14 protein-coding genes, 21 tRNA genes and 3 rRNA genes are annotated in these 19,121 nt (G+C 46.7%); 34 read left to right on the top strand and 4 right to left on the bottom strand.

The window, feature by feature from the left end; all coding sequences use genetic code 11:
* Nucleotides 1–35: 35 nt before the first annotated feature.
* From V7R88_RS08740 to V7R88_RS08625, 24 genes are all read left to right on the top strand, one after another.
* A 23S ribosomal RNA gene (locus tag V7R88_RS08740) occupies nt 36–2,956 on the top strand.
* A 71-nt stretch (nt 2,957–3,027) separates the two neighbouring features.
* A 5S ribosomal RNA gene (rrf, locus tag V7R88_RS08735) occupies nt 3,028–3,144 on the top strand.
* Between the two features lie 6 nt (nt 3,145–3,150).
* Nucleotides 3,151–3,223: transfer RNA gene (locus tag V7R88_RS08730), tRNA-Val, on the top strand.
* Nucleotides 3,224–3,227: 4 nt separating this feature from the next.
* Nucleotides 3,228–3,300 (top strand) — tRNA-Lys (locus tag V7R88_RS08725).
* A 54-nt stretch (nt 3,301–3,354) separates the two neighbouring features.
* A 5S ribosomal RNA gene (gene rrf / locus V7R88_RS08720) occupies nt 3,355–3,471 on the top strand.
* 6 nt (nt 3,472–3,477) lie between these two features.
* Nucleotides 3,478–3,550: transfer RNA gene (locus tag V7R88_RS08715), tRNA-Val, on the top strand.
* 4 nt (nt 3,551–3,554) lie between these two features.
* Nucleotides 3,555–3,627: transfer RNA gene (locus tag V7R88_RS08710), tRNA-Lys, on the top strand.
* Nucleotides 3,628–3,721: 94 nt separating this feature from the next.
* Nucleotides 3,722–3,794 (top strand) — tRNA-Thr (locus V7R88_RS08705).
* Nucleotides 3,795–3,810: 16 nt separating this feature from the next.
* Nucleotides 3,811–3,882, top strand: a tRNA-Gly gene (locus V7R88_RS08700).
* A 15-nt stretch (nt 3,883–3,897) separates the two neighbouring features.
* Nucleotides 3,898–3,983: transfer RNA gene (locus V7R88_RS08695), tRNA-Leu, on the top strand.
* Between the two features lie 10 nt (nt 3,984–3,993).
* Nucleotides 3,994–4,067, top strand: a tRNA-Arg gene (locus tag V7R88_RS08690).
* A 5-nt stretch (nt 4,068–4,072) separates the two neighbouring features.
* A tRNA-Pro gene (locus V7R88_RS08685) sits at nt 4,073–4,146 on the top strand.
* Nucleotides 4,147–4,177: 31 nt separating this feature from the next.
* Nucleotides 4,178–4,251, top strand: a tRNA-Met gene (locus V7R88_RS08680).
* 15 nt (nt 4,252–4,266) lie between these two features.
* Nucleotides 4,267–4,340, top strand: a tRNA-Ile gene (locus V7R88_RS08675).
* A 39-nt stretch (nt 4,341–4,379) separates the two neighbouring features.
* Nucleotides 4,380–4,469: transfer RNA gene (locus tag V7R88_RS08670), tRNA-Ser, on the top strand.
* 6 nt (nt 4,470–4,475) lie between these two features.
* Nucleotides 4,476–4,549, top strand: a tRNA-Met gene (locus tag V7R88_RS08665).
* A gap of 2 nt (nt 4,550–4,551) precedes the next feature.
* Nucleotides 4,552–4,626: transfer RNA gene (locus tag V7R88_RS08660), tRNA-Asp, on the top strand.
* Nucleotides 4,627–4,655: 29 nt separating this feature from the next.
* A tRNA-Phe gene (locus V7R88_RS08655) sits at nt 4,656–4,728 on the top strand.
* Between the two features lie 12 nt (nt 4,729–4,740).
* Nucleotides 4,741–4,811, top strand: a tRNA-Gly gene (locus V7R88_RS08650).
* Between the two features lie 6 nt (nt 4,812–4,817).
* A tRNA-Ile gene (locus V7R88_RS08645) sits at nt 4,818–4,892 on the top strand.
* A gap of 4 nt (nt 4,893–4,896) precedes the next feature.
* Nucleotides 4,897–4,984, top strand: a tRNA-Ser gene (locus V7R88_RS08640).
* 20 nt (nt 4,985–5,004) lie between these two features.
* Nucleotides 5,005–5,077: transfer RNA gene (locus V7R88_RS08635), tRNA-Glu, on the top strand.
* Between the two features lie 9 nt (nt 5,078–5,086).
* Nucleotides 5,087–5,160 (top strand) — tRNA-Met (locus V7R88_RS08630).
* 2 nt (nt 5,161–5,162) lie between these two features.
* Nucleotides 5,163–5,237: transfer RNA gene (locus V7R88_RS08625), tRNA-Asp, on the top strand.
* A gap of 669 nt (nt 5,238–5,906) precedes the next feature.
* Here the strand turns inward: V7R88_RS08625 and V7R88_RS08620 are convergent.
* On the bottom strand, nt 5,907–6,407 hold the full coding sequence (locus V7R88_RS08620; protein WP_054397432.1) for a hypothetical protein: 501 nt from the start codon (nt 6,405–6,407) through the stop codon (nt 5,907–5,909).
* A 140-nt stretch (nt 6,408–6,547) separates the two neighbouring features.
* On the opposite strand from V7R88_RS08620, the gene V7R88_RS08615 reads away from it, so the two are divergent.
* From V7R88_RS08615 to pepF, 5 genes are all read left to right on the top strand, one after another.
* Entirely contained in the window at nt 6,548–7,291 is a 744-nt protein-coding gene (locus V7R88_RS08615) for an MBL fold metallo-hydrolase (RefSeq protein ID WP_057717528.1), read from the top strand.
* Nucleotides 7,292–7,577: 286 nt separating this feature from the next.
* Nucleotides 7,578–7,976 carry a transcriptional regulator SpxA gene (spxA, locus tag V7R88_RS08610; RefSeq protein ID WP_011101690.1) on the top strand — a complete coding sequence of 133 codons (399 nt, stop codon included), beginning with the start codon at nt 7,578–7,580 and terminating at the stop codon, nt 7,974–7,976.
* Nucleotides 7,977–8,111: 135 nt separating this feature from the next.
* The gene (locus V7R88_RS08605) at nt 8,112–8,840 is read left to right on the top strand and encodes an adaptor protein MecA (RefSeq protein ID WP_057717529.1); all 729 of its coding nucleotides are present in this window, start codon (nt 8,112–8,114) and stop codon (nt 8,838–8,840) included.
* Nucleotides 8,841–9,012: 172 nt separating this feature from the next.
* Nucleotides 9,013–10,098, top strand: coding sequence for a competence protein CoiA (locus V7R88_RS08600; protein ID WP_072535355.1), 1,086 nt, complete (start codon nt 9,013–9,015; stop codon nt 10,096–10,098).
* Between the two features lie 77 nt (nt 10,099–10,175).
* Nucleotides 10,176–11,987: an oligoendopeptidase F gene (pepF, locus tag V7R88_RS08595; protein ID WP_057717531.1), complete on the top strand. Its 1,812-nt coding sequence runs from the start codon at nt 10,176–10,178 to the stop codon at nt 11,985–11,987.
* A gap of 200 nt (nt 11,988–12,187) precedes the next feature.
* On the opposite strand, the gene V7R88_RS08590 is transcribed toward pepF, so the two are convergent.
* Entirely contained in the window at nt 12,188–12,823 is a 636-nt protein-coding gene (locus tag V7R88_RS08590; RefSeq protein ID WP_054397419.1) for a DsbA family protein, read from the bottom strand.
* Between the two features lie 290 nt (nt 12,824–13,113).
* On the opposite strand from V7R88_RS08590, the gene V7R88_RS08585 reads away from it, so the two are divergent.
* From V7R88_RS08585 to V7R88_RS08575, 3 genes are read left to right on the top strand one after another with little or no spacing between them, the layout of a single operon-like run.
* Nucleotides 13,114–13,776 (top strand): GTP pyrophosphokinase, encoded by a 663-nt coding sequence (locus tag V7R88_RS08585; protein ID WP_054397417.1) that lies wholly within the window; start codon nt 13,114–13,116, stop codon nt 13,774–13,776.
* Entirely contained in the window at nt 13,773–14,576 is an 804-nt protein-coding gene (locus V7R88_RS08580; protein WP_054397414.1) for an NAD kinase, read from the top strand. The genes V7R88_RS08585 and V7R88_RS08580 overlap by 4 nt, the downstream gene beginning before the upstream one ends.
* The gene (locus V7R88_RS08575; protein ID WP_338816144.1) at nt 14,573–15,475 is read left to right on the top strand and encodes an RluA family pseudouridine synthase; all 903 of its coding nucleotides are present in this window, start codon (nt 14,573–14,575) and stop codon (nt 15,473–15,475) included. Before V7R88_RS08580 ends, V7R88_RS08575 begins: the two co-directional genes overlap by 4 nt.
* Nucleotides 15,476–15,725: 250 nt before the next feature.
* Here V7R88_RS08575 and V7R88_RS08570 read toward each other — a convergent pair whose 3' ends face one another.
* The gene (locus V7R88_RS08570) at nt 15,726–16,364 is read right to left on the bottom strand and encodes a copper homeostasis protein CutC (protein WP_057717458.1); all 639 of its coding nucleotides are present in this window, start codon (nt 16,362–16,364) and stop codon (nt 15,726–15,728) included.
* Between the two features lie 15 nt (nt 16,365–16,379).
* A complete protein-coding gene (locus V7R88_RS08565; RefSeq protein ID WP_057717459.1) occupies nt 16,380–17,399 on the bottom strand; it encodes a lactonase family protein in 1,020 nt (339 codons plus the stop codon).
* Nucleotides 17,400–17,530: 131 nt separating this feature from the next.
* Here V7R88_RS08565 and V7R88_RS08560 point away from each other — a divergent pair, with 131 nt between their 5' ends.
* Together V7R88_RS08560 and V7R88_RS08555 are read left to right on the top strand one after the other, a co-directional pair.
* Entirely contained in the window at nt 17,531–17,890 is a 360-nt protein-coding gene (locus tag V7R88_RS08560) for a PTS glucitol/sorbitol transporter subunit IIA (RefSeq protein ID WP_003645946.1), read from the top strand.
* A 14-nt stretch (nt 17,891–17,904) separates the two neighbouring features.
* Nucleotides 17,905–19,059 carry an AI-2E family transporter gene (locus V7R88_RS08555; RefSeq protein ID WP_057717460.1) on the top strand — a complete coding sequence of 385 codons (1,155 nt, stop codon included), beginning with the start codon at nt 17,905–17,907 and terminating at the stop codon, nt 19,057–19,059.
* The last annotated feature ends 62 nt before the right edge of the window (nt 19,060–19,121 follow it).

Raw genomic sequence — 19,121 nt, 5'->3', positions numbered from 1 at the left:
AAACTCATTAATCGCATTTACCGTTAGGTAAATGAGGTTAAGTTAACAAGGGCGCATGGTGAATGCCTTGGCACTAGGAGCCGATGAAGGACGGGACTAACACCGATATGCTTCGGGGAGCTGTACGTAAGCTATGATCCGGAGATTTCCGAATGGGGCAACCCAGCAGTTTTAATCAACTGTTACCACTAGATGAATTCATAGTCTAGTTGGAGGTAAACGCTGTGAACTGAAACATCTCATTAGCAGCAGGAATATAAAGAAATTTCGATTCCCTAAGTAGCGGCGAGCGAACGGGGAACAGCCCAAACCAAAGTGCTTGCACTTTGGGGTTGTAGGACTGAACATTTGAGTTACCAAAGAACTTGATAGTCGAAGGATTTGGGAAAATCCGCCATAGATGGTGATAGCCCAGTAGATTAAATCAAATTCTCTCAGTTCAGGATCCTGAGTACGGCGGAACACGTGAAATTCCGTCGGAATCCGGGAGGACCATCTCCCAAGGCTAAATACTACCTAGTGACCGATAGTGAACCAGTACCGTGAGGGAAAGGTGAAAAGCACCCCGGGAGGGGAGTGAAATAGTTCCTGAAACCATGTGCCTACAATAAGTCAGAGCGCGTTAATGCGTGATGGCGTGCCTTTTGTAGAATGAACCGGCGAGTTATGATCCCGTGCAAGGTTAAGACTAAAAAGTCGGAGCCGTAGCGAAAGCGAGTCTGAAATGGGCGATTTTAGTACGAGGTTATAGACCCGAAACCAGGTGACCTATCCATGTCCAGGTTGAAGGTGCGGTAAAACGCACTGGAGGACCGAACCCGTGTAAGTTGAAAATTGCTGGGATGAGGTGTGGATAGCGGTGAAATTCCAAACGAACTTGGAGATAGCTGGTTCTCTCCGAAATAGCTTTAGGGCTAGCCTCGGAATTAGGATCATGGAGGTAGAGCACTATTTGGACTAGGGGCCCGTCTTGGGTTACTGAATTCAGATAAACTCCGAATGCCATTGATTCATATCCGGGAGTCAGACGATGAGTGATAAGATCCACCGTCGAAAGGGGAACAGCCCAGACCATCAGTTAAGGTCCCTAAATGTATGCTAAGTGGAAAAGGATGTGGAGTTGCATAGACAACTAGGATGTTGGCTCAGAAGCAGCCACCATTTAAAGAGTGCGTAATAGCTCACTAGTCGAGTGATCCTGCGCCGAAAATGTACCGGGGCTAAGCATACTACCGAAACCATGGATGCGACCATTAGGTCGCGTGATAGGAGAGCGTTCTAAGGGCGGTGAAGCAAGATCGTGAGGACTTGTGGAGCGCTTAGAAGTGAGAATGCCGGTATGAGTAGCGAAAGATAGGTGAGAATCCTATCCACCGAATGACTAAGGTTTCCTGGGGAAGGCTCGTCCTCCCAGGGTTAGTCGGGACCTAAGTCGAGGCCGAGAGGCGTAGACGATGGATAACAGGTTGAGATTCCTGTACTAGTTAAGTGCGTTTGAGCAATGGAGGGACGCAGGAGGCTAAGATGTGCATTCTGTTGGATTAGAATGTCCAAGCAGTAAGTCTTGTGAAGAGTCAAATGCTTTTCACTTTAAGGACAAGCTGTGATGGGGAGCGAAATTTAGTAGCGAAGCGTCTGATGTCACACTGCCGAGAAAAGCTTCTAGTGAGTACTTAACTACCCGTACCGCAAACCGACACAGGTAGTCGAGGAGAGAATCCTAAGGTGAGCGAGTGAACTCTCGTTAAGGAACTCGGCAAAATGACCCCGTAACTTCGGGAGAAGGGGTGCTGATCGCAAGATCAGCCGCAGTGAATAGGCCCAGGCGACTGTTTATCAAAAACACAGGTCTCTGCAAAATCGTAAGATGACGTATAGGGGCTGACGCCTGCCCGGTGCTGGAAGGTTAAAAGGATGGGTTAGCTTCGGCGAAGCTCAGAATTGAAGCCCCAGTAAACGGCGGCCGTAACTATAACGGTCCTAAGGTAGCGAAATTCCTTGTCGGGTAAGTTCCGACCCGCACGAAAGGCGTAACGATCTGGGCACTGTCTCAACGAGAGACTCGGTGAAATTATATTGTCCGTGAAGATGCGGACTACCCGCGACAGGACGGAAAGACCCCATGGAGCTTTACTGTAGCTTGATATTGAGTGTTTGTACAGCTTGTACAGGATAGGTAGGAGCCATAGAAACCGGAACGCTAGTTTCGGTGGAGGCGTTGGTGGGATACTACCCTCGCTGTATGACCACTCTAACCCGCACCACTAATCGTGGTGGGAGACAGTGTCAGGTGGGCAGTTTGACTGGGGCGGTCGCCTCCTAAAAAGTAACGGAGGCGCCCAAAGGTTCCCTCAGAATGGTTGGAAATCATTCGCAGAGTGTAAAGGCACAAGGGAGCTTGACTGCGAGACAGACAGGTCGAGCAGGGACGAAAGTCGGGCTTAGTGATCCGGTGGTACCGTATGGAAGGGCCATCGCTCAACGGATAAAAGCTACCCTGGGGATAACAGGCTTATCTCCCCCAAGAGTCCACATCGACGGGGAGGTTTGGCACCTCGATGTCGGCTCATCGCATCCTGGGGCTGTAGTCGGTCCCAAGGGTTGGGCTGTTCGCCCATTAAAGCGGTACGCGAGCTGGGTTCAGAACGTCGTGAGACAGTTCGGTCCCTATCCGTCGCGGGCGTAGGAAATTTGAGAGGACCTGTCCTTAGTACGAGAGGACCGGGATGGACATACCTCTGGTGTACCAGTTGTGCCGCCAGGCGCATCGCTGGGTAGCTACGTATGGATGTGATAAACGCTGAAAGCATCTAAGTGTGAAACACACCTCGAGATGAGATTTCCCATTCCTTTATGGAAGTAAGACCCCTGAAAGATGATCAGGTAGATAGGTTAGAAGTGGCAGTGCGGTGACGCATGAAGCGGACTAATACTAATCGGTCGAGGACTTAACCAAGTAATTGGTGTTCCGGTTCATATGAAGATATTTGATATTGTCTAGTTTTGAGAGCACAAGTTTCTCAATAGTGTGGTGACGATGGCGAGAAGGATACACCTGTTCCCATGTCGAACACAGAAGTTAAGCTTCTTAGCGCCGAGAGTAGTTGGGGGATCGCTCCCTGCGAGGGTAGGACGTTGCCATGCGAAATTGGAGGATTAGCTCAGTTGGGAGAGCGTCTGCCTTACAAGCAGAGGGTCACAGGTTCGAGCCCTGTATCCTCCATCATGAGCCGTTAGCTCAGTTGGTAGAGCATCTGACTTTTAATCAGAGGGTCGACAGTTCGAGACTGTCACGGCTCATTTAACCGCAAGGTTAAATGAATATTAATCAATTGAATATTTAGTTTCACATAGTGTGGCGATGATGGCGAGAAGGATACACCTGTTCCCATGTCGAACACAGAAGTTAAGCTTCTTAGCGCCGAGAGTAGTTGGGGGATCGCTCCCTGCGAGGGTAGGACGTTGCCATGCGAAATTGGAGGATTAGCTCAGTTGGGAGAGCGTCTGCCTTACAAGCAGAGGGTCACAGGTTCGAGCCCTGTATCCTCCATCATGAGCCGTTAGCTCAGTTGGTAGAGCATCTGACTTTTAATCAGAGGGTCGACAGTTCGAGACTGTCACGGCTCATTGTTTACGGCTCATAATTAAATAGTTTCACAAAAGTTATTGTTGATTTATGTAACTGAGCATGATATGATGTTATAGTTGTGTTAATCGTCATGCCGACTTAGCTCAGCTGGCAGAGCATCTGTCTTGTAAACAGGGGGTCGGAGGTTCGAATCCTCTAGTCGGCATTAACTGAATAGTTATGCGGAAGTAGTTCAGTGGTAGAACATCACCTTGCCATGGTGGGGGTCGCGGGTTCGAATCCCGTCTTCCGCTTTGTTCCAGAGTGTTGCCGGGGTGGCGGAATTGGCAGACGCACAGGACTTAAAATCCTGCGGTTAGTGATAACCGTACCGGTTCGATCCCGGTCCTCGGCACTTTTATGAAGCACCCATAGCGCAATTGGATAGAGTGTCTGACTACGAATCAGAAGGTTGTAGGTTCGACTCCTACTGGGTGCATATAACGGGAAATAGCTCAGCTTGGTAGAGCACCTGGTTTGGGACCAGGGGGTCGCAGGTTCGAATCCTGTTTTCCCGATTAAGTAGTCATATACGATTATTTAACACATCGCGGTGTAGCTCAGCTGGCTAGAGCGTCCGGTTCATACCCGGGAGGTCGAGGGTTCGATTCCCCCTGCCGCGATAGGAATTAGAGCTTGGACCTTTAGCTCAGTTGGTTAGAGCAGACGGCTCATAACCGTCCGGTCGTAGGTTCGAGCCCTACAAGGTCCATCTACTATTAATAGTGGACATTTCCTAGTAACATCATATGGAGGATTACCCAAGTCTGGCTGAAGGGAACGGTCTTGAAAACCGTCAGGTGGGTCAAACCACGCGAGAGTTCGAATCTCTCATCCTCCTTATTATCGCGGGATGGAGCAGTCTGGTAGCTCGTCGGGCTCATAACCCGAAGGTCGCAGGTTCAAACCCTGCTCCCGCAATTGGTCCGTTGGTCTAGTTGGTTTAGGACGCCTGCCTGTCACGCAGGAGATCACGAGTTCGAGTCTCGTACGGACCGTTAAGTTAATAGATTTAAATGGCTACAATGGCTCGGTAGCTCAGTCGGTAGAGCAATGGATTGAAGCTCCATGTGTCGGCGGTTCGATTCCGTCCCGCGCCATATCTGTATTCTGCGGGTATAGTTTAGTGGTAAAACCACAGCCTTCCAAGCTGTTGTCGCGAGTCCGATTCTCGTTACCCGCTTTTTTTGGGCCTATAGCTCAGCTGGTTTAGAGCGCACGCCTGATAAGCGTGAGGTCGATGGTTCAAGTCCATTTAGGCCCATTTTGGAGAAGTACTCAAGTGGCTGAAGAGGTGCCCCTGCTAAGGGTATAGATCGCGCAAGCGGTGCGAGGGTTCGAATCCCTCCTTCTCCGTTGTTCCATATTAAAAATATGACCCCTTGGTCAAGTGGTTTAAGACACTGCCCTTTCACGGCAGTAACATGGGTTCGAATCCCGTAGGGGTCATTATATTATCGCGGGATGGAGCAGTCTGGTAGCTCGTCGGGCTCATAACCCGAAGGTCGCAGGTTCAAACCCTGCTCCCGCAATTGGTCCGTTGGTCTAGTTGGTTTAGGACGCCTGCCTGTCACGCAGGAGATCACGAGTTCGAGTCTCGTACGGACCGTTACACACGTCATTCGCTGATGAATGGCGTTTTTTTGTGTCTCCAGAATCGTGCAGATGTTCGTCGAAATTGTCGATAAGGTAAACGGCGAGCTAAGTGGGCGGGGTAGTGATTCAAATTGTTCTGCTTGGTTAAGCAATTGACTGTTGACGCTAGATGTCATAAAGGATCAGTTGTTGGTATTTGGGTGGTGTTGCCATTAGTTTTAGCCGATCGGCATAACCATGCTGGCTGGTCAAGGCGACACGCTATCTTTTAACATTCGGCACGGTACGATTTACTGGTATTAGGGACAACAGACTTGAGACTCATAGAAATCGGTGTAAGCGACGTACGGGCCACTAGGAATCTTCCGCGAAATGCGCGAGCGTTTCTTGCTGTGTATCTTGGCGGAAGATACTAACGAACGGATGGTAACGGTGATTTTATTCGCGTTGCCTGGTAATGCCACCGGTTAGAAGACGGATAGTTTAAAATCAACTAACCAATGACGTTACTCGCTTAAGAACCACGCCAGCTGCATACGTGACCACTCGTGGCTGCAATGTGGTATTAGAAGCGATGTTTGATTGCGAGTTGCCAAGGCTGGTGTGCTCAGCGTAAACGTATTCGTCAAAAAAAGTCGTTGCAGTTAAAATGCAACGACTTGAATTAGCCAATAACGGCTGATTATGATTTTAATGACCGTACAAATGAGTAACGGCTTTCGTGGTAGCCATAATCTGAGGTGATGTACTTCGCAAATGGTTTGAATGAAGCACTCCGTAGCCAAACCGCATATTCAGAATCACTGTGCCAATTTGTAACGATCACGAAGGCTGAATTATTTTTGGACTCACGTAAAATCCAAAAATGTTTGAGACCATCTGGCTTATTATAGTCATGGCGGAAACTACTAAACTTAGACTTAAAGACTTTTTGTTCATCTTCCGGTAAATCAACGAAGATAAAACTTGTCATCCCATGCCAGTCAGCTGATCCCTTTGAAAGTAAAACGTCATACGTTACTGGGCTTGAAAAAACGGTCTTTTCACCGGTTAAATCGAGTAGCATATAGCGATCTTCAGTGGCATTGGCCTGCATTAAAAGCAAGTCGCGATCAGCATTTTGTTGTTGGATCATGGTTAGAATTTTACGCGTTCCAAATGTTGCTGCAATCTTTCCACTCATCAATATCACTCCTTATTTATTACATCTATTATTATACGTGTTTTTCAAAATAATTGAAAATATGTTAAGTTGTTGGTTTCATTTTTCCTAGCTGCTATATTAAAATAGAAGCGGACTTAAAAATGAAGGGATGGTCAATAATGAAACTAACAGTTCTTGGGTACTATGGTGGTTACCCATATGATGGCGTGGGGACGAGTTCTTACCTAATTACAGCCGGTGATTACCACCTGTTACTCGATTGTGGGTCAGGCGCGCTAAATGCATTAGAAGAGATTCTAGACCCCTTACAGCTCGATAGTGTGCTTCTAACACACTATCATCATGATCATACAGCGGATGTCGGGGTCTTACAATATTATTGGCAACTACGTCCTGGCGAACGCAAGACGCCCGTGTTACCGATTTATGGGCACACCGCTGATCCACTTAACTTTGGTGCGTTGACCTGGCCGAACGCTACGGAAGGGCGTGCTTACGATCCGGCTGTCGTCAATCAAATTGGCCCGTTTGATGTTAGCTTTTTACCGACTAAACATCCAGTTCCGGCCTATGCGGTTAAATTGGTCGAGCGGGCGACGGGGCAAGAGCTTGTCTTTTCTGCTGATACAGCTTATTTGCCGGAACTCGCGACCTTTGCAGCCGGGGCACAATTATTGATGACTGACACGAATTTTAGTGCCGATAAAACTGGTAAAATGTGGCACATGACATCGGCGCAGTCTGGCAAGATTGCTAAGAATGCCCACGTGCAAAAATTATTGCTCACACACTTGCCACAAGATGTTTCATTTACACAACTGCAACAAGAAGCACAAGCAGCCGCCGGTAATGACATTCAAGTCATGGTCGCCCAAAAGTTTTTACAATTAAATCTTGATTAGTATGATAGGGCTTAGCAAATCGTTTTGCTAAGCTTTTTCTGTCAGTTTACTGTAAATAGGTTATTGATATCATAAGTCAAAAATGAATTGTATACGAATTAGTTAATAACACGTGTCGTTATAAAAGCGGTTTATTGAATAGAAAAAATACAAATGTTCAATAATTGTATTTTAGTTTATTAGTTTTAAATTAATTAATTTTGTTAAACCTATTCACAATTAAAAGTGGTTAGCGTATAATGAATTATGTTATAAAATTGATTAACGATGCCAAGGAGGACCCAGGATGGTTATTTTATATACCGCACCAAGTTGTACCTCATGTCGCAAAGCCAAGGCTTGGTTACAGACACACGACATTGATTTTCAAGAACACAATCTGTTTACCGAACCGCTTTCAATTGAAAAAATTAAGCAAATCTTACAGCTGACTGAATCAGGGACGGAAGAAATTATTTCTACTCGCTCGAAGGCCTTTCAGCAGCTGAACGTTGATATTAATGATTTGTCACTCAACGAGTTGTTTGACATGATTACTCATGATCCCAGTCTATTGCGACGACCAATTATGCTAGATGAGAAGCGTCTCCAAGTTGGTTATAATGAGGATGAAATTCGGCGCTTCTTGCCACGTAAGATTCGGACGTTAGAATTATTGCGGGCACAACAATTAGCAAACATGTAATTATTATTGGCTAGTTAGCTTAACTAATTGGCCAATTTTTGTATTTTCAGATAGATTACTTTACAATAAACTGAAATAAGTTAGAATTGTGATAGTGATTATGGCCCTTGACACTTAGAAAGGGGTGGATCTGTAATGGAGATGGAACGCATCAACGAAGATACGATTCGCGTCGTTATTGGAAATGATGATCTCAATGAACGCGGTATTCGCGTACTAGATTTACTAGGGAATCATAAGCAAATTGAAAGTTTTTTCTATAGCATCTTGGAGGAAGTTGATGTTGATCATCAATTTCAGGACAATGATGCCGTAACTTTCCAAGTATTACCGAACCGAAACGGCTTAGAATTATTTATTAGCAAAAATAGTGATAATTTACAGGATACGATTGCTAAGGCAACCCAGTCGCCCGACCAATCGGACGACGATTCACAAGATGATGTTTCAGATTATTTGAAGCGCAAACTAATGCAGACAGACACGAACCAAGTTGAAGATGGGCAGGGTGTCGCACACAATCCAACTAAGGACACGAATGACCTTGATCCATATTTGGACGACCCTGACACGCCAACTAAGGAATACGTGTTGAAATTCGATCAGTTTGAGGATTTCGTTTCATTGGCACAATTATTCCGGCCAGAAGGACTCGCATCTAACTTATTTAAGTATCGGGATCAATATTATCTGGAACTGGTTTTCTTTGTTGACCAATCATCAACGGCAACCATCAAGGACGATGTCGCCGTTGCTCTGGAATATGCGCATTTAGCTAATATTTCAGCCGATGTATTGCTTGAACATGGTGAAAAGATTATGTCCAACGCCGCTTTGGAAACCGCTCGCCACTATTTTAAATAGTAAAGTTAATTGCCTCAACATAACGTGTATTCGTGATGTTAAGGCTTTTTTTGTGCGCTCATGGACACCTGCGCTTTCTCCCCAAAAGTGGGCAGCTCGGTGTAATAAATGACGGTGCTTTCGTGGAAATTATCACTAATGACGTAATTAGTGGTTGAAGGGAGTGAGTAGCATGTTGATTGCCATGGATGCTCAGCATCAGCTCGTCAATGCGGCAACCGCTGATCGCCAAAGCGACTATCACTGTCCAGGATGTGTGCAGCCTGTCCGACTGAAACGTGGGGCGGTGGTCGTGCCACACTTTGCCCACGTCCATGCAACGGATTGTGACGCCTTCTCTGAAGGGGAATCAACGGAACATCTTCGCGGTAAACAACAATTAGCGACTTGGTTTGCGACTAGTGGTTATACGGTGCGTTTAGAAGCTGGTTTGCCGGACTTACATCAGCGACCGGATATTTTGGTACAACGGGGAACGGGACAGCCGCTGGCCCTAGAGTTTCAGTGTTCGCCCCTGTCTGTGGCACGGCTCGCTGCTCGAACACAAGGCTATCGGCAGCATGGCTATCAGGTGTTATGGTTGCTGGGCCGCCCCTATCAGCGCCAGTTGCACCTCAACAGTAAGGCCTTAAAGTTTTTGCAGTATCAACAACGGTGGGGGACGTTTTTACTTTTTTTAGACGTGCAGAGTGCCAGCGTCCGTTTATTGCACCACATCTTGACATTGGATGCGGAGCCTTTGACGTACCAGACGAGTCGGCTGGATACTCGTAGCCAATCGGTGTTGAGTTTACAGCAATTGACGCCTAAAATGAGTAGTCCCACTTTGCCAAGTGCTCATTTGCAGCGTTACTATCAACAGCTGCTGGTGGCTCGTCTCCGACATCAACGTGGTTTTGATGTATTACAAGCAGATTGCTATCAACGTGGGGGGACGATTGCCCAACTCCCCAGTTGGACCATGCCGACCACGCCCCAGGTACCACTGTTGTCAGTGCCATACTTGGTCTGGCATGCTCACGTCTTTTTTGCGTTGCGGCAACGGCCGGGATGTTTGACTGGACCCCAAATAAAGGCGTTACTTTGGGACCAATTACGACCGTTACTTGCTCGGCGAGCCTGTTTGCAATCACGGGGGCAATTAGCGCAACAACTGATTGCGGCTATGATCGTGACGCTTGGCGAACAGCAAGTGCTAATTCAACGGGGGACTGATTGGCAGGTGAATTCTCAACAGCTTAGATGGGGCAAGGGGTAATTTCAGAACAGATGCTACCGTGATGGCCGCAAACTGTGGTAATCTAGTGCTATATTGAAATAATTGGAGGAATCTGCATGGTAGCAACCAAACAATTGCCGACCCGGTCGGCTGTTCCTGAAGAATTGACATGGGATTTGACACCGATTTATGCTGATCAGGCTGCATATGAGGCGGATGTCGCGCAAGTTAAAGCGGCAATCCCCACCGTTAGTGCGCTCAAAGAAGATTTTACAAGCTCGGCCGACACGGTGTTGGCAGGCATTCAGGCCGTCTTAGCTTTGTATCGTCGCCTAGAGAAGGTGGCGGTCTATGCGAGTTTGAAAAGTGATCAGGATACTGGAAATAGTACCAACGCTGCTTTGGATGACCAAGCTAGTAGTTTAACCGCCAAAGTGTCCGCTGCAACTGCCTGGTTTGAACCGGCAATCTTACAGTTAACGCCGGGCGAATTAGATACGTATCTTGATGAAAACGTCGATTTACGTGATTACCGGCACTTGTTGGATACGGTTCGCTTACAAAAGGGCCACGTTCTATCTGAGAACGAAGAAGCCTTACTTGCCGGAGCTGGCGATATTTTTGGGGCTTCCGCGAAGACTTTTGGTGTGTTGAATAACGCTGACTTTCAATTTCCGACGGTGAAGGATGACGACGGTAACCCTGTCAAATTGTCGCAAGGCATTTATGGCGTGCTGCTTGAGTCCGTTCATCCGGCCGTTCGGCGTGAGGCATTTGAGGCGCTATATAAAGTGTATGGGCAATTTCGACGGACGCTCGCGTCGACGTTAGCTAGCCAAGTCAAGGTGCATAATTTCGTCGCTACGGCGCACCACTATCCGGATGCACGAACGGCGGCACTTGCGGCCAATCAGATTCCGACAACGGTCTATGATTCCTTAGTCACGTCTGTTGACAAGCACTTAGATCTGTTACACCGTTACGTTGCCTTACGAAAGCAGTTGCTCGGTGTTGATCAGTTGCATATGTATGATATGTATACGCCTTTGGCACCTAAGCCGACGACCAATTATACCTATCAACAGGCCCAATCGACTGCCTTACAAGCCCTCAAAATTTTGGGACCTGATTATCTAAAACACGTCAAAACAGCGTTTGCTTCGCGGTGGATCGATGTGGTGGAAAACCAAGGCAAACGTAGCGGGGCGTATTCGTCTGGAATGTACGATACTGCGCCGTATATGCTGTTGAACTGGCAGGATAATATTGATAATTTATACACGTTGGTGCACGAAATGGGGCACAGTATGCATTCATACTTCACGACGCATCATCAACCTTATCAATATGGTGATTATTCAATTTTTGTGGCGGAAATTGCGTCAACGACTAATGAAAACTTATTGACGAACTATTTCTTAGCAACTGAGCAAGATCCAAAAATGCGAGCGTACGTCTTGAACTACTACTTGGATGGCTTTAAGGGCACTGTTTTCCGGCAGACGCAATTTGCTGAGTTCGAACAGTGGCTTCATGAGCAAGATCAAGAAGGTCAGGCCTTGACTGCGGATCGCTTATCAAAACATTATTTACAGTTGAACCAACGTTACTATGGTGATGCCGTCGTCAGTGATCCACAAATTGCTGATGAATGGTCTCGGATCCCACACTTCTATTACAATTATTATGTTTATCAATACGCTACGGGCTTCGCAGCGGCATCCACGCTAGCCGACCGTATCAGTACGAAACAGCCTGGTGCCGTTGATGATTACCTCGGCTATTTGAAAGCCGGTTCATCAGCGTTCCCAATCGATGTCATGCATCGCGCGGGGGTTGACATGACTAAGTCAGATTATTTGGACGCAGCCTTTAAGGTATTTGAAGAACGGCTAGACGAGTTCGAACAACTGGTCACCCGAAAATAAACCTGATGAAACAACGTAAAATGAACGTCAGATGTCTGATTCTGACGTTCATTTTGATCCAAAACGGTTGGGGAGTCGGTACGTTAAAAGGGGCTGTTCCCAGCCAGTATAAAAAGTGAACATAGTCAAAAGCACCCGGCGAAAATGATCGTCGGGTGCTTTTGACTGGTAGACCAGTTGAATAATTGCAATTACTGAAATTATAAAACGTGTAATTGTGCATTGGAAAGATTAGCACAACTAGCATTAGTTGCGCGCGTGGCATCCTGAAATGGATCCAAGTTGCCATTGACCAAATCAAACAAGGTCGTGTAATTGAATTGCTCTAATAAGACGCCGTAATCATATTGATCACAGTCAAAGACGACAGCAGATGATGCCTCGGTAATATTCATCTCGGATGCTAAGCGTTGATCAGCATGAAAAGCTTGTTTCGCTAAATCACTGTCACGATCTTCCATGAACATGTCCAGATCAATCTGACAGTCAGTCGCAACTGTTTTAACAAGTGATTCAGAATAATGCTGACCCGCTTTTAGCATCGCGGACTGTAGGGCAATCAAAAAGTTGCGGCCACGTTTTTTACCCTGAAAAAGAGCGGCCTTATAATCTAGGATAACCCGATATAATGTTTGTGATTGTTGGTTTTGAGCGTGCCAATCGGATGCTTGAATGCCCTGGCACTTTAACGCCCGTTGGATAACATTAATATTGAGTAACGGTACGAATTGAAATTGGATTTGCTTGTCTGAGTCATTTGCCAACCGTAACACGTTTTGTTCATCGCGTACGCATTGGTTTGCCAACGGATTTACAAATAAATACACTTCTAACACGTCATAATTCCTCCACTTTCTCTGTTCGCGTCATAGTGCAGAATACCAATCAAACGAGGTATTTGCAAGTTTTTGCTTTCATGAATTTTTTGTGCCGAGCACCACTCGTTACTTGAATTGAACCTTCAACCGTAATCATGAACCGATTTGCTAAATTCGTAAAGTATTTTGTTCCTAGGATTACAGTTTGGAAAAAAGTGAACTTAGGGTTCAATCTCGAGAACGTTAACTTTTTATTCCGGCGATTTATGGTAAAATTTTAGGGTATGGATTGAAACGGAGGTGCCCCGATGGAAGATTGGAATCATTTTTTACTGCCTTATCAACAAGCCGTTGATGAGCTTAAGGTTAAACTGCGGGGAATGCGCAAACAATTTCGTGATTTGAATCAGCATGAACCGATTGAATTTGTAACGGGGCGGGTCAAGCCCGTTGATAGTATTAAGGAAAAGATGACCCGACGTAAGGTACAAGAGGATCGCTTGGAACAAGATATGCAGGACATCGCTGGTCTGCGGATTATGTGTCAATTCGTTGAAGATATCTATCAGGTCGTTGACTTATTGCGCAAACGGACCGATATGACGATCTTAGAAGAACGTGACTATATTAGTAACGAAAAGCCCTCTGGTTATCGGTCATATCATATCGTGATTGAATATCCAGTTCAAATGGTCGGTGGTGAGAAAAAAATCCTGGCTGAAATTCAAGTCCGGACGCTTGCCATGAATTTCTGGGCGACCATTGAACATTCGCTTAACTATAAATATCAAGGGGATTTCCCCGAAAACTTGAGTCAACGATTACAGCGGGCTGCGGAAGCTGCCTTTAGTTTGGATAAAGAAATGTCAGAAATTCGTGAGGAGATTCAAGAAGCTCAGAGCCTGTTCTCATACGGGAAGGGGCCGGGCAATGATGATCCTGACACGACAAAGGAAGATCAGAATTCATGAAAGTAACGATTTTTGCCAATGAGAGTGCTAAGACCAAAAAGGTTGCGAGTGAGTTACACTCAAAGTTGCTAGCGGCTGGGTTTGAAATTGATGATGTGCACCCTGACATTGTCTTGTCGGTAGGGGGCGATGGGACGCTCTTAGCGGCGTTTCATCACTATCGTCACATGGTTGACCAGGTTCGCTTTGTCGGCGTGCATACTGGCCATTTAGGCTTCTATACGGACTGGCGCGATTATGAGATCGACCAACTGATTACCGGGCTACTGGAAGACAACGGTCAGAGCGTGACTTATCCCTTGCTAGCGGTGGATATTACTTATGCGGATACTGATGCAACTGATCATTACCTGGCGCTGAACGAGTCAACGCTCAAAAAGCTAGGGAGTACCATGGTCGCGGATGTTTATATTCAAGATGAATTATTCGAACGATTCCGTGGCGATGGGTTATGCGTTTCGACGCCAACTGGTTCAACGGCTTATAATAAATCCGTGGGTGGTGCAGTCATTCATCCGCGATTGGACGCTTTACAGATGGCCGAAATCGCATCGATCAATAACCGGGTTTTCCGGACGTTAGGATCACCAGTCATCGTGGCGCCGTATGAAACGATTACGATTCGACCGCAACAGCAGTCGCACTTTGTCTTCACGGCTGATCAAATGGATACGCAACCGCGGCCGATTGAACAAATTCGTTATTCAATTGCTAATCGCCGAATCGCGTTTGCACAGCATCGTCATAATCGCTTCTGGCAACGGGTCGGGACATCCTTCATCGGGTTGGACGAACAATGAGGTTTACTTGGACCAACCACGAGACGACGCCAATGAAAGTTAAGACTCTCTTGGCCCAACATGGCGTGACCCGTAGTTTATTGAAAAAGGTCAAGTTTCATGGTGGGGCGATACTCGTTGATGAACAACCAGTATTAGCGATTCATATGCTGACGGGTGGTGAGACGGTGACGATGGTCACACCTGCTGAAATTGGTAATGACCACTTAGGGGTCTCGACGTCGCCGATTGATATTTTATATGAGGATCGTGACTACCTGATCGTGAATAAACCAGCGGGAGTGGCCTCAGTACCAGCACACGCCTTACCTGACAATACCTTAGCGAATCGGGTAAAAGGCTATTATCAAAAGGCCCATTATGATAATGAAGTCGTGCATATTACGACGCGTTTAGATCGCGATACGAGTGGTATCGTGCTGTTCGCCAAGCACCACTTTGCCCATTCGATTATTGATCATCAATTGAAGGCCCATGCGATGCGCAAGATGTACTTAGCCGTCGTTAGCGGTGAATTAGCCGCTGATCACGGATGGTTAGATGCCCCGATTGGTCGCGCCGCTGATTCGTTCATCAAACGAACGACCCGTCCCGATGGCAAGCCGTCTTTGACCGAATATTGGGTGGTTAAACGATTGCGTAACATGACGGTCGTCCGGGTGCGGTTGCATACGGGTCGGACGCATCAGATTCGAGTACACTTTGCCGCTGAGGGTCATCCGTTGATTGGCGATGCCCTTTATGGCGGTCCTCGTGACCCGTGGATTACACGCCAAGCACTGCACTGCATGCAACTGGAGTTTGATGATCCATTCATTGAGCAGACGCTTACGACCTTTGCGCCGTTACCGGCTGATCTTAGTCGTTTGATTACTCATAATCAACGGGCCGATTCGTGATCGACTATTAGGAACCGGCAACATTCGGTTCAACTTAATTAGCATGATTGATTATGAACACCTGCCAAATAGTCGGTGTTGGCGATGACCGGCTTAGTTCGTTAGCAGAAGGCTGGGCAAGTTGGCTTGGTGCGGGTGCTTATGCCAATAGTTAATCATCGAATAATAGTGATTGATGACCCAATTTTTAGGCCACTTTTCAAATCAAAAGGCGCATCTCAAAAAACGAGATGCGCCTTTTTACTAGCTATTAGTAATTAATAATTTTGGTCCCGTGGGCTTGCTTGACACCGAGTGTGGTCGTGATGTCGGCGACATTGTCGGTGGTGATGCCACCACCAGGCAGGATCTGAATCCGACCCGCGGCCTGTTTGATCGTCGTTTGCAAGTGGGAGACACAGTCCGCAATCGGCTGGTCAAGTGGGCCACCATGGGTCAAAATACGATCGACGTCATGGTCTACTAACCAGTCAATTGCCGCGGCTTGTTGGTATTCAGGGATGGCGTCAAAAGCCATGTGGAAGGTGATCGACATGCCACCGGCAGCACCAATTAATAACGCTAGGGCTTCTTCGTCAAGCTGATTATCCGCAGTCAAAGCACCGAATGCGACACCATCAACGCCTAATGATTGAGCCTGTAGCAGGTCCGCTTCCATGATTTTTAATTCCGTATCATTATAAACGAAATTGCCACCACGGGGGCGAATCATGGTTACCAGGGGCACGTGATGTTCACCGGTATACTTGGCTGCCTCAGCCATTACACCACGACTGACCGTTGTACCGCCAACGGATAGGTTATCGTTGAGTTCGATCCGATTGGCACCGGCCGCAATAGCTGCGGGAATGTTAGTGTAATTTTCAACACAGACTTCTTTTAATAACATGAGTTTCATCCTTTACTAGAAACGGACGCAAACGCCTTCGGGCACGGTAACGTCCTTTTGTAATAGACTTAGTTTACCACTGGTTAAGTCGCGTGCATACAAAGTGGCATTGTCCGTGTTTTGATTAACGACCACGACAAAGGCTTCAGTTGGATCTAAATCAAAATCACGGGGGAAGTCACCTTCCGTACTGATTTGCTGAATCAGGGTCAAATGACCGTCAGCGGCGACTGCAAAGACGGCTAACGTGTTGTAGCCCCGATTGGAGACGTAGAGAAAATGACCGTCGTGACTCAAGCGGATGGCTGCGGCACCGTTATGCGCCGTGTAGTCGGCAGGAATGGTCTTCACAATGTCAAGTTGCGTGAAGGCGCCAGTTTGAGCATCATATTTTAAGCTGGCAATCTGACTCGATAATTCACCAGCTAAGAAGGCGTATTGGCCGTCTGGGCTGAATACGAGGTGACGTGGTCCGAAGCCCGCTTCCATCTTGAGCACGGATTGTTCACTTAACTGACCGTCGTCACTGACGTTATAGACATAGACCTTGTCACTACCTAGATCAATCACCGCTAAGCGATCATCCGGTGTGAGATCAGTGTAATGAATATGGGAGCCGTCTTGTTCAGGGCGAGGGCCTTTGCCGCTATGTTGAACGGTATCGGTCAAAGTTAGTGCGCCATCAGCAGCAATCTTCATGACTTCGGCGGTTCCCTTATGATAGTTGGCACTGTAGACGAGTTGCCGGGCCTCGTCGACAGCAACGTAGGCTGGTGGGGTGCCAGGTGCGACAACGGTGTTCAGTTTGTGAGCGGTCTGCCCGTCAATTTGCCAAGCAGCGATACCGCCCTCGTCATCTTCCTTATCGACACTGTATAGGCGATCCTTAGCTGAGAGGGCCAAATAGGTGGGATTTTGAGTGGCTACCAGTAACCCATCGTTGGTTAGGGTTTTGGCAGTGGTGTCAAGGGTTCCTACGTAAATCCCTTGGCTTGTCTTTTTCGTATACGTTCCGAATAAAATGCGTTCTTGCATGATAACAAACCTCCTTGATAGATAATTCCAGTATAGCATAGATATGGTACGTGTAAGCGATGACAAATTGGCGTCTGCGATTAGGACTATGCTACAATTAAAGCAATTAATTAACCGATGGGGGTCTCAATATGACAATAACGGCAACAGTACAATCGATTGGTGCGAATGCTATCGATTCCAAGGAACCAATTTTAGTTTTATTCGATGAAACGGCCACGGCACCATTACAGCAAATCGCGGTGATTCAGAAATTTGAGCAGCCCATCGCGAGTCTGTCGTTAGTTGCTGGTAGCACCATTACGATCGATCGACAAACTTATACGGTGGCCTTTGCAGGGGGACTAGTGGAAGCTAATTTAACGTCAATTGGGCACGCGACGTTGTACTTCAAACCAGTACCTGCCAAACCAATGGAAAACGGCATTTATTTGACACCAAACCAGTTACCAACAATCAAGGTCGGTAGCGTTATTACGTATCAGGCTTAGGAAGGAGGGATTGTTTGAAACCTGATTCACAGAAACAACGGTGGTCAGCGCAACGGCTCATTCGGATTTTGGTCGTTATTTTATTAGTATTGACGATCTTCTTTATGGGCAAGCAAGTCGATTGGCTATTAGATCCGGTCCGGCAAATTTTTAGCATCGTGGGTTTGCCGATTATTTTGGCCGGTGTGCTGTACTACTTGCTTAATCCACTTGTTGACTGGCTAGAAAAGCGTTTTCGCGTACGGCGAACCTGGACGATCATTGGTTTGTTTATTGTGGTTGTCGCGCTGTTGGCGTTAGGCATTATTGCGATTATCCCAACGATTCGCGATCAAACTTTATCAATTATCAATGACTGGCCCAATTATTGGAAAAATGCCAGTACTGAAGTTAATCGCTGGCTCAATGATCCGCAACTCAGTAGTATCCGTGACCAACTTGAAAGTTGGAACACGGATCTCAGTAAGCTAGTGAGTGGCCGCTTTTCGAAGTATTTGACCGGGACGGTGACTTCACTTACAGGCGTATTTAGTACCGTAACGACCGTCATCATTGGGTTGATAACAATGCCGTTTATTCTTTTTTACCTATTGCGCGATGGTCATCAACTACCGAAGTATATGGCTAAGTTTGTGCCTACCAAAGCGCGCTCAGGATTCTTAGAAGTTTTGACAGAAATCAATTCACAGGTCAGTAATTATATTCGTGGTCAATTGACCGTGGCGTTCTTTGTTGCCGTGATGTTTGCGGTTGGTTACAGTATTATTGGCTTGAAATTTGCGCTGACGTTGGGAATTGCGGCTGGAATCTTAAATTTGATTCCATATTTAGGGTCTTTTCTCGCAATGGTGCCTTCAGTGGTCATTGCGTTAGTCACCTCACCATGGATGTTGGTCCAAGTTCTGATTGTCTTCGTCATTGAACAAACGATTGAAGGCCGCTTTATCTCACCGTTAGTCTTAGGGAGTAGCTTAGCTATTCATCCGATTACGATTTTAGTCGTCCTATTAGCGGCTGGTAAAATCTTCGGGTTGATGGGGGTTATTTTCGGGATTCCAGGCTATGCGATCTTGAAAGTTTTGTGGACACATCTGTTTGACTGGTATCGACGGTCTTCGGGATTGTATGAGGCTGAAGCAACCCCATCAACTGATCAAACTAACAAGTAAGGTAATTGTTGGCTACTCAGATGGCGCTGAAACGCGATTAAACCAATAACGCCAAATTAAAA

Origin of the sequence: Lactiplantibacillus argentoratensis (assembly GCF_037290055.1) — a bacterium.
Lineage (GTDB): Bacteria > Bacillota > Bacilli > Lactobacillales > Lactobacillaceae > Lactiplantibacillus > Lactiplantibacillus plantarum.
Note: the sequence above shows the minus strand (reverse complement) of the source record. Positions and strands in the feature narration are given on the sequence as shown.

Coding starts and splice junctions, on each gene's coding strand:
- V7R88_RS08600 (WP_072535355.1), top strand. CDS start 9,013: ATGTTGATTGCCATGGATGCTCAGCATCAGCTCGTCAATGCGGCAACC.
- V7R88_RS08570 (WP_057717458.1), bottom strand. CDS start 16,364: ATGTTATTAAAAGAAGTCTGTGTTGAAAATTACACTAACATTCCCGCA.
- spxA (WP_011101690.1), top strand. CDS start 7,578: ATGGTTATTTTATATACCGCACCAAGTTGTACCTCATGTCGCAAAGCC.
- V7R88_RS08585 (WP_054397417.1), top strand. CDS start 13,114: ATGGAAGATTGGAATCATTTTTTACTGCCTTATCAACAAGCCGTTGAT.
- V7R88_RS08605 (WP_057717529.1), top strand. CDS start 8,112: ATGGAGATGGAACGCATCAACGAAGATACGATTCGCGTCGTTATTGGA.
- V7R88_RS08620 (WP_054397432.1), bottom strand. CDS start 6,407: ATGAGTGGAAAGATTGCAGCAACATTTGGAACGCGTAAAATTCTAACC.
- V7R88_RS08615 (WP_057717528.1), top strand. CDS start 6,548: ATGAAACTAACAGTTCTTGGGTACTATGGTGGTTACCCATATGATGGC.
- V7R88_RS08565 (WP_057717459.1), bottom strand. CDS start 17,399: ATGCAAGAACGCATTTTATTCGGAACGTATACGAAAAAGACAAGCCAA.
- V7R88_RS08560 (WP_003645946.1), top strand. CDS start 17,531: ATGACAATAACGGCAACAGTACAATCGATTGGTGCGAATGCTATCGAT.
- pepF (WP_057717531.1), top strand. CDS start 10,176: ATGGTAGCAACCAAACAATTGCCGACCCGGTCGGCTGTTCCTGAAGAA.
- V7R88_RS08575 (WP_338816144.1), top strand. CDS start 14,573: ATGAGGTTTACTTGGACCAACCACGAGACGACGCCAATGAAAGTTAAG.
- V7R88_RS08580 (WP_054397414.1), top strand. CDS start 13,773: ATGAAAGTAACGATTTTTGCCAATGAGAGTGCTAAGACCAAAAAGGTT.